This is a genomic window from Mesorhizobium shangrilense (assembly GCF_028826155.1).
GTDB lineage: Bacteria > Pseudomonadota > Alphaproteobacteria > Rhizobiales > Rhizobiaceae > Arvimicrobium > Arvimicrobium flavum.
Window position 1 is genome coordinate 189,186 of the sequence record NZ_JAQGPN010000003.1, and the last position, 8,813, is coordinate 197,998.

Here is an 8,813-nt window from a genome sequence, read left to right on the forward strand (position 1 = left end):
GAGGAATTCGTGTTGGACATCAACAAAACGCACGCGGCCGATATTGCGTCCAATGAGAGGGCTGCCTGCGCTGCCGACAACATGGCGCGCCTGCTGTCGCCGCGGTCGATCGCCATGGTCGGCGCGTCCAACAATATGGTCGGCATCGGCGGCCGCGTATTCGCGAACCTGTCGCGTGCCTTCAAGGGGCCGCTCTATCCGATCAATCCGCGCGATCCGGAGATCCAGGGCCACAAGGCGTACAAGCAAGTGGGCGACCTTCCCGAAGTCCCCGACATGGTGGTGATCGCCGTGGCCGCCGAACATGCGGTTGGGGCGTTCGAGGCATGTGCCGAAGCCGGGATCGGCGGCGCCGTCATCCTGACGTCGGGCTTTGCCGAAGCGGGCGACGAAGGCAAGGAGATGCAGGCCGAGATCTCGCGCATCATTGCGCGGACCGGCATTCGGGCCATCGGGCCGAATTGCATCGGCTACCTCAACGTGGCCGGCGGCGTGATGGCCAACTTCGCCCTGTCGCCGACGGAACCCATCCCCGATTTCGGCCGGGTGGCGCTCGTCTCGCAGAGCGGCGGCTTTGGCTCGTATCTGGTGACCAAGGCGCTGGTCGCCGGGCTTGGCGTCGGCTGGTATGTCAGCACGGGCAACGAGGTCGACGTGAACGTGACGGGGGCGCTTCGCTACCTCGTCGATCGCGACGACGTCGGCGTTCTGCTCGCCTTCTGCGAAACCCTGCGCGATCCGGACGTGTTCGTCGAGACTGCCCGACGTGCCGCCGAACTCGACAAGCCGATGATCCTGCTCAAGGCCGGTCGTTCGGAAGAGGCCGCCCGCGCCGCAGTCAGTCACACGGCGTCGGTGGTCGGCTCTGCCGAAGTCTTTGATGCTGTCTGCCGTCAGTACGGGGTCATCGTCGCGGAAACGATGGAGGAAATGCTGGACCTGGCGCTGATGTTCCAGGACGGCAGGAGGCTGAAGAATGGCCGCACCGTGATCATGACGTCGTCGGGCGGCGCCGGTGTGCTGCTGGCGGACGAGGGTGCGCGCGCCGGGCTCTCCATTCCCGAGCTTCCGGCCGAAGAGCAGGAGCTGATCGCCTCGAAGATGCCGCAGCCATTCTTCGGCAGCGCCGCAAACCCGATCGACACGACGGCGCAGATCAGCGCGCGGCCGACAGCCTTGGCGGAGGTGCTCGATATCCTGCGCACGTCGCCCTCGATCGATGTCGTCACGGGCGTCGTGTGGGCGCAGGCGACCAGCCAGGTCGAGACCTTCATCCACGTTCACAGGAACACCGACAAGGTCTGCGCGGTCCTCTCGAACGGCCATAGCGACCTGCTCAATCAGGCGAAGGTGCCCTACTATACCGATCCCCGCCGGCTGATGCATGCCGTCGGCACGCTCCACCGCTATTCCACGCGTCCCGCCCTCAGCCAAACGGATTTCAGCGTCGACACGGCGCGGCAGGAGCGGGTTCGCAAGCTGCTCGCCGACGTGCCGCAAGGCGAAAACGCGCTGATGGAGCATCAGGGCAAGCGCATCCTCGCCGAATATGGCGTCCATGTGACCCGTGAGGAGTTCGTATCCACGCCGCAGCAGGCCGCAGCCGCCGCCGAAAGGATCGGCGGAAAGGTGGTCATCAAGGCGATGTCGTACGACATCCCCCACAAGTCGGAGATGGGCGCGGTCAGGCTGGGTCTGCATGGCGGCGCCGAAGTCGGCCAGGCGACGTCCGAGATGCTCTCCGAGGTGTCTGCGAAGGCCCCGGATGCGACCGTTGCCGGTGTGCTCGTCCAGGAGATGGTGCCGGCTCGCTTCGAGCTCTCCTGCGGCATGCAGCGCGACCCGATCTTCGGGCCCATGGTCGCGATCACGCTCGGTGGCATCCTGATCGAGATCCTCGCTGAGGCGACGCTGCTGCGCGCTCCATTCGACAGGGCGACAGCGATGGAGGCCATTGGCCGGCTCTGCGAAGGCAGGCTGATGGGCGGCACGCGCGGCCTGACCGCATCGGAGGCAGCGCAAGTGGCCGATATCGCGGTGGGCCTCGGGCAACTGGCGATGGAACAGCCGACGATCGTCGAGGTGGATGTCAATCCGGTGCGGGTGGACAAGGGTGCGGCCATTGCTGCGGATGCCCTGATCGTTCTTGGGGAGACGGACAATGGTTGACCGCTCCGCCCTCGGGCACGAGTTCCCGCCCTACCGGCTGCATGTCGAGCGCGGCAAGATCGCGGAGTTCGCCCGTTCCATCCTCAGCGAGGAGCAGATCTACTACTCGACTGAAGGTGCGCGTGCGGCTGGCTTCGAAGACGTTCCGGTCCCGCCAACCTTCAGCGCCGTCGAGTCGCACTGGAACCGCAACCGGCAGGATGTCCTGAAGCTCGACCTGCGGCGCGTGCTCGCCGGCGGGTGCGAGTGGGAATACCTGAAGCCGGTGGTCGCCGGCGAGGTCCTGACGGTGCGCAGCCGGATCGCCGACATCCACACCAAGATGAGCAAACGCGGGCCGATGACGGTGGTCGTGCGCGAGACGCGCTTCGACAACGAGGCGGGCGACACCGCCTTCATCGCGCGGAGCACGGTTCTCGAGATGCCGCCGCGAGACCAGGGGAATGACGCCGCATGACCATGGCAGCGACCAACGAACAGCCGAGGCTTGCGGGGCGCGTCCTCGAGGAGGGCCGTGTCGGCCCGCTCACGCGGACGCATTTCGTGCGCTATGCCGGAGCCGGCGGCGATTTCAATCCGATCCACCACGATGACGAGTTTGCCCGCTCGGCGGGTTACCCGAGCGTCTTCGGCCACGGCATGCTCACGGCGGGCCTGCTTTCCGATTTCGTCGTGCAGCGTTTCGGTCTGCACAACCTTCGGCGCTTCTCGGTCCGCTATGTCGGGCAGGTCTGGCCGGGCGACGTGCTCGTGTTCTCCGGGCATTCGATCGCTGCGGCGGAAGGGGAGGACCCGCGCCGCGCGGCCTATGAGCTGAAGGTTGAACGGATCGGCCCGGACGGCCAGCGGAACACAGTGCTGACCGGCGGCGCGACCGTCGCGGGGGAGGATGCCTGATGACCAACTTTCGTGAACTGGCGCCATATCGGGGGTATCTCGACGGTTTGGCCAGGGGCGTGCTGCGCTTCATGCGCTGCAACGCCTGTGAATCGTCCTTCTTCCCGCCGCGCATCGCCTGCACGAAATGCGGCTCTCCCGACGTCGCCTGGAGCGACAGCGAGGGCAGGGGAACCGTCTATTCGGCGACGCAGATCGGCGAACCAGGCTCCGCCTACAACGTGGTCCTCATCGACGTCGACGAGGGCTTCCGGCTGATGAGCACGGTGCCCGGAGTTCCGGACGCGCCCCCGATCGGGCTGCGTGTGCGTGCGAGCGTCGAGGCGGGAACTGCGGACAAGGCGCCCCGTCTCGTTTTCCATCCCGAGGGAGACCCCACATGAGCGGGCTTGATCTTCGCGGCGCGACCGCCATCGTCGGCGTGGCCGAATCCGATCTGGGCAGCGTCGGTCCCGACCGCTTCGCCGTCGACCTCGCGGCGCAGGCCGCGGTGGCTGCGCTGGACGACGCCGGTCTCAGCACCCGGGACGTGGATGCGCTCTACAGCATCGTGCCGAGCTTCGGGCCCAATCTCAATCTGGGCGAATATCTGGGCATCCGCCCGCGGGTGACCGGCGGGGCGAACATCGGCGGCAGCGCCTTCGTCTCGCACCTCTATCATGCCACCATGGCGCTGGCGGCGGGACAGTGCGACGTCGCGCTGATCGCCTATGGCAGCACGCCCCGCGCCGACAGGCAGCGTCCTGCGCGCGCTGCAGGCATTCCCGAAACGCCGAACTATCAGGAGGCCTACAAGCCGCGCGATCCCGTCTCGGGATACGCTCTCGTCGCCGCCCGCCACATGCATGAGTTCGGCACCACTCGCGAGCAGCTTGCCGACGTGGCGATCGCCGCGCGGGAATGGGCGAAACTGAACCCGGTCGCCTACAGCCATGGCGAGCCGTCCCTGACGCGCGGCGATGTGCTCGGCAGCCGCATGGTCTCAACGCCGCTCACGGTTCGCGACTGCTGCCTCGTCACGGATGGCGGCGGCGCGCTGGTGGTGACGCGGGCGGATCGGGCCAAGAACACCCGCAAGGCGCCGGCCTACTTCCTCGGTGCGGGAGAGGCGCATTATCACCGCCATATCTCCAGCATGCCCGATCTCACGGCAAGCGCAGCGGTCGACTCGTCCGCCCGCGCCTACAAGATGGCCGGTCTCGGCCCTGCCGACATCGACGTGGTGCAGCTCTACGACGCCTTCACGATCAACACGATCATGTTCCTCGAGGACCTTGGTTTCTGCGCCAAGGGAGAGGGCGGCGCCTTCGTGGAGGGCGGGCGCATCGCGCCCGGCGGCTCGCTTCCGGTCAACACGAATGGAGGCGGGCTCTCGTATTGCCACCCGGGCATGTACGGTATCTTCACGCTGATCGAAGCCGTGCGACAGCTTCGCGGAGAGGCGGGCGCGCGGCAGGTCAAGGGCGCCGAAATCGCCCTGGCCCACGGCAATGGCGGACAGTTCTCCAGCCAGGTCACGGCAATTCTCGGCACGGGAGCAGCCCTGTGAGCGAGACGGCGGACTGCATCAGGCTCGAACGCTCCGGATCGGTGCTGCTCGTCGTGCTCAACCGGCCCGACGCATTCAACGCGATCAACGCGGACATGCATCGCGCCCTCTCGCAGGCCTGGCACGAGGCGTCCGACGACGCGGTGCGCGCCGTGGTCGTCACCGGTGAGGGGCGGGGTTTCTGCGCCGGCGCCGACCTGAAATCCTCGGGCAGCGGGTCGCCGGCGACGAGCGGCCTGCGCCATACGTTCAACCCCCACATGCTCGCCTACGCCGCGCTGCGCAAGCCGGTCATCGCCGCGATCAACGGCGCGGCCGCGGGCGCCGGACTGGCGCTCGCCTTCGGCGCGGACATCCGCATCGGTTCGCCGCAGGCGAAGTTCGTCCCCGCCTTCGTCGATATCGGCCTCGCTCCCGACGCCGGCAGCTCATACTTCGTGACCAGGGTGCTCGGCTATTCGCGAGCTTTCGACTGGCTGACGTCCGGCCGGCGGCTCGACGCCCAGATCGCTCTCGAGATGGGCATCCTGCGCGAGATCGTGGAGCCCGACCAACTCCGCGACAGGGCGCTGGCCGTGGCCGAGGATCTGGCGTCAAAGCCCGGTCAGGCAGTCAACCTGACCAAGGAGCTTCTGGCCCAGGCGAGCGCCAGGGGTCTTGCCGCACAACTCGAGGCGGAGGCCGCCGCCCAGCGGCTCGCCATCGCCGATCCCGACCGCGCGGCGGCGCGCGCACGCGTCGTCACCCGCATCTCCAGCAAATGATCAGGAGGCACCAAGTGTCCGACTACGACCGGTTCGAAACGATCCTGGCCTCGCAAGCCGACGGTGTCCTCACGCTGACGCTCAACCGCCCCGACAGCCTGAACGCGGTGGGAGGCGACATGCATGTGGGGCTCGAGCATATCTTCCGCGAAGTTGCCGGTGACAAGAGCGTCCGCGCCGTTCTGCTGACCGGGGCCGGCCGGGCCTTCTGCGTCGGCGGCGACGTGAAGGGGTTCGCCGCCAAGCCGGAGCCCCAGGCCACGCCTTCGCCTGGACAGCGCGTCTTCGATTTTCCGACCAGCCCGCTCAGCCTGGTCAACGCGATGCTGGATGTGCCGCAGCCGACGGTCTGCGCCCTCCAGGGCTACGCGATGGGCCTCGGCGCGACGATCGCGCTGTTGTGCGACGTGGTGCTTGCCGCGGACGACGCCCAGATCGCGGATACGCATGTGCCAGTCGGGCTCGTCGCCGGCGATGGCGGCGCCCTTCTCTGGCCGCTCAACATGTCCTTCGCCTCGGCCAAGTACTATCTCATGACCGGTGAGCGCATCTCCGGGCAGGAAGCGGCAAGGGTCGGCCTGGTCCACCGCAGCGTCGCTGCGGACAGGCTTCGCGAAGAGGCGGAGCTGGTCGCGCGCAAGCTCGCGAGCCTGCCGCCCCTGGCCGTGCAGGGCACCAAGAAGACCTTGAACCGCATCGCCAAGGCGCGGAGCGCCGAAGTGATGGAGACGGGCCTGCTCTACGAGGCCGCGACCTTCCTCAGCGAGGATCACCGCGAAGCCATCGCCGCATTCGCCGAAAAGCGCCCCGGCGCCTACTCGGGCCGGTAGCGCCAAGACCCCACGAATGAGCCAGAGCCCCGATCCCGGCGCGCATCAACCGCGCGATGAGGCGCCCGGCGCGCGCGCGCAGGAGGGCCCTCCTTTGCAAAAAGCTTCGTGGCTGTTGCCCGAAGTGAAGGTGCTCGCCGGCGTGAACTTCGTCACGGCCGTGGGCTTTGGCATCCAGTCGCCCGCGATCCCGGTGCTCGCGCTGCAACTGGGCGTCGGGGCAGGGATGGTCGGGCTGATCATTTCGGCCTTCGCGCTCGGCAGGCTCTTGGCGAACGTTCCGGGCAGTCATGCCGCGGGCCGGTGGGGCGGCCGGCGCGTGCTGACCTTCGGCCTGATCGTCCTGGCGGTCACCAGCGTGCTCGCCGGCCTGTCCCAGACGGGATGGCAGTTTGCCCTTTTCCGCGGGATATGCGGCGTCGGCTCGGCGCTCTACAGCGTCGCCGGACTGGCGGTCATCCTTCGGGCCACGCCTGCCAGCAGCCGGGGAAAGGTCGTCGGCCTCTACATGGGCGCGTTCTATGTCGGCGCGGTCAGCGGCCCTGCGATCGGGGCGCTGATGGTCGGATTGTCGCCTCGCGTCCCCTTCTTCGTCTACGCCGCCGCCGTCGGGATCTCGGCGCTCGTCGCCTTTGTGGCGCTACGCCGCTCGAAGATCTTTTCCATGCCTCCCAAGGCAGCGGAGGGCGACGTGTTCGGCGTGGCGGTCGCCGTGCGGACCGGCGCCTTCCGGGCGGCGTTCTTCTGCAATTTCGTGGTCGGCTGGTGCGTCTACGGCGTGCGCGTGTCGGTGCTGCCGGTGTTTCTCCTGACCGTCCTGAACCAGGATGCACGGTGGATCGGCATCAGCCTGGCGGGCGCCGCCGCCTTGCAGGCGCTGGCCAATCCGCTCAGCGGCGCATTGGCGGACCGGTTCGGCCGCAAGCCCGTGCTGGCGCTCGGACAGATCTGCGTCCTCGCCGGAACGGGTCTGATCGTGCTGATGCCGTCGCTGCATGCGTATCTCGCATGCTTCGCGCTCTTTTCGCTGGGGGCGGCGCTGACATCGACGTCGGCCACCGCCTTCGTCGGCGACCTGAGCCGCGGTCGCCCGGGAGGGGCGATCGGCTTTTTCCAGACCTCGTCCGACTTCGGAATGCTGGCGGGGCCTGCGGTCACCGGCCTGATCGCCCAGCAAGCAGGGTTCCAGATCGCGTTCCTGCTGATGGGGCTAGTTGCGCTCGCCGGCGTGGCGTCGGCAATCGCGATGAGGTCGAAAGTCTAACAGTAGCACCTGTATCGATGCATGGGAGGAATTATGTCTTCGACTGGGTACACGCAAGAGTTAACAGATAAGCCGGACGTATCGGCAAAATACTCATATTTTGTCCTTGCGATTCTTATGCTGACCTATACCGGGCATTCGATCGACCGTGCGATCATCTCGACGGTCATGCCCGCGATCCAGCAGGAATTCTCGCTCAGCGACAGCCAGCTCGGGCTGATCGCCGGAACGATCTACGCGATCGCCAACGCGCTCTGCACCATTCCGATCGGCTATCTTGCAGACCGCACCAACCGCAAAAACCTGCTGTCCTTCTGCGCCTTCATCTGGAGCGGCATGACGGTGCTCGGCGGCGTTGCCGGAAGCTATGTCGGGATCGTGCTGACGCGCGCCGGCGTGGGCGGGGCGGAGGCGGCGGGCACGCCCGTCGGCACCTCGCTGATCTCGGACTATTTCCCGCCCGAGAAGCGGGCCTCGGCCATCTCGATGTTCTATGTGTCGGCTTCGCTCGGCGCCTTCCTGGCGCTTGCGGTCGGCGGCTGGATCGTCGCCGAATATGGCTGGAGAGCCGCGATGATCGCGGCCGGAATACCGGGCATGATCCTGGCCGTCATCAGCTTCTTCGTCATCCGGGAGCCGCGGCGGACCGGTCTGCCGGCCAATGCCAAGGATGCGCCGACGCTCCTCGAGACGATGAAGTTCATCTTCACGCAGAAGAGCCTGATGCCGCTGATGTTCGGCGGCATCGCTGTGAACTTCGTGTCCTCGGCGACCGGCGGCTGGATGCCGACATACTATGTCCGCTCCTTCGGGCTCTCGATGGCGGAAATCGGGCCGTTGCTGGGAACGGTGAAGCTCTTCATCGGTGGCGCCGGCGGCGTGCTTGCGGGCTTCCTGTGCGACCGACTGGTGCGTCGCGACCGCAGGTGGCCGGTCTGGATCCTCGCCATCACGCAGTTCACCTGCGTTCCGCTGCTGCTGTGCAGCCTGCTGGTTTCCGACCACATGCTGTCGGTCTTCCTCTACGGCCTCTCCTACGGCCTCGGCATGACCTTTACGGGACCGCTCTACAGCTCGGTGCAGTCGCTCGTCGGGACGCGCATGCGCGCGACCGCCGTGGCTCTCCTGGTCATGGGCATCAGCCTGCTGGGCTTCGGCTTCGGCGCGCAGGCGACCGGCCTGGTCAGCGACATGCTCAAGGACAACTACGGCACCGAATCGCTGCGCTACGCGATCATGGTGCTCTCGCTGGTCAACGTGCTGACGGCGACGCTGTTCATCATCTCGTCGCGCAAGTTCATGCAGGCGCAGGATCGCGTCGCCGCCATGGCTGCCCGCGC

At 67.1% G+C, this 8,813-nt stretch carries 9 protein-coding genes; all 9 read left to right on the forward strand.

Annotated elements, in window-relative coordinates; all coding sequences use genetic code 11:
* The first annotated feature begins 12 nt into the window (after positions 1 to 12).
* Positions 13 to 2,169, forward strand: coding sequence for an acetate--CoA ligase family protein (locus PD284_RS25435; protein ID WP_274631137.1), 2,157 nt, complete (start codon positions 13 to 15; stop codon positions 2,167 to 2,169).
* A complete protein-coding gene (locus PD284_RS25440) occupies positions 2,162 to 2,626 on the forward strand; it encodes an FAS1-like dehydratase domain-containing protein (protein WP_274631138.1) in 465 nt (154 codons plus the stop codon). The genes PD284_RS25435 and PD284_RS25440 overlap by 8 nt, the downstream gene beginning before the upstream one ends.
* Positions 2,623 to 3,066: a MaoC/PaaZ C-terminal domain-containing protein gene (locus tag PD284_RS25445; RefSeq protein ID WP_274631139.1), complete on the forward strand. Its 444-nt coding sequence runs from the start codon at positions 2,623 to 2,625 to the stop codon at positions 3,064 to 3,066. The genes PD284_RS25440 and PD284_RS25445 overlap by 4 nt, the downstream gene beginning before the upstream one ends.
* Positions 3,066 to 3,449 carry a Zn-ribbon domain-containing OB-fold protein gene (locus PD284_RS25450; protein WP_274631140.1) on the forward strand — a complete coding sequence of 128 codons (384 nt, stop codon included), beginning with the start codon at positions 3,066 to 3,068 and terminating at the stop codon, positions 3,447 to 3,449. Before PD284_RS25445 ends, PD284_RS25450 begins: the two co-directional genes overlap by 1 nt.
* A complete protein-coding gene (locus tag PD284_RS25455) occupies positions 3,446 to 4,615 on the forward strand; it encodes an acetyl-CoA acetyltransferase (RefSeq protein ID WP_274631141.1) in 1,170 nt (389 codons plus the stop codon). Before PD284_RS25450 ends, PD284_RS25455 begins: the two co-directional genes overlap by 4 nt.
* Positions 4,612 to 5,379, forward strand: coding sequence for an enoyl-CoA hydratase/isomerase family protein (locus PD284_RS25460; RefSeq protein WP_274631142.1), 768 nt, complete (start codon positions 4,612 to 4,614; stop codon positions 5,377 to 5,379). Before PD284_RS25455 ends, PD284_RS25460 begins: the two co-directional genes overlap by 4 nt.
* Before the next feature lie 14 nt (positions 5,380 to 5,393).
* The gene (locus tag PD284_RS25465; protein ID WP_274631143.1) at positions 5,394 to 6,209 is read left to right on the forward strand and encodes an enoyl-CoA hydratase/isomerase family protein; all 816 of its coding nucleotides are present in this window, start codon (positions 5,394 to 5,396) and stop codon (positions 6,207 to 6,209) included.
* A 94-nt stretch (positions 6,210 to 6,303) separates the two neighbouring features.
* Positions 6,304 to 7,473 (forward strand): MFS transporter, encoded by a 1,170-nt coding sequence (locus tag PD284_RS25470; protein WP_274631144.1) that lies wholly within the window; start codon positions 6,304 to 6,306, stop codon positions 7,471 to 7,473.
* 117 nt (positions 7,474 to 7,590) lie between these two features.
* Positions 7,591 to 8,813: spinster family MFS transporter (locus PD284_RS25475; RefSeq protein WP_274631145.1), on the forward strand; the 1,223-nt coding region annotated here is incomplete at its 3' end.

What these genes read in the sequence shown, in the direction of transcription:
- PD284_RS25440 (WP_274631138.1), top strand. Translation starts at nt 2,162, where the DNA reads ATGGTTGACCGCTCCGCCCTCGGGCACGAGTTCCCGCCCTACCGGCTG.
- PD284_RS25445 (WP_274631139.1), top strand. Translation starts at nt 2,623, where the DNA reads ATGACCATGGCAGCGACCAACGAACAGCCGAGGCTTGCGGGGCGCGTC.
- PD284_RS25450 (WP_274631140.1), top strand. Translation starts at nt 3,066, where the DNA reads ATGACCAACTTTCGTGAACTGGCGCCATATCGGGGGTATCTCGACGGT.
- PD284_RS25455 (WP_274631141.1), top strand. Translation starts at nt 3,446, where the DNA reads ATGAGCGGGCTTGATCTTCGCGGCGCGACCGCCATCGTCGGCGTGGCC.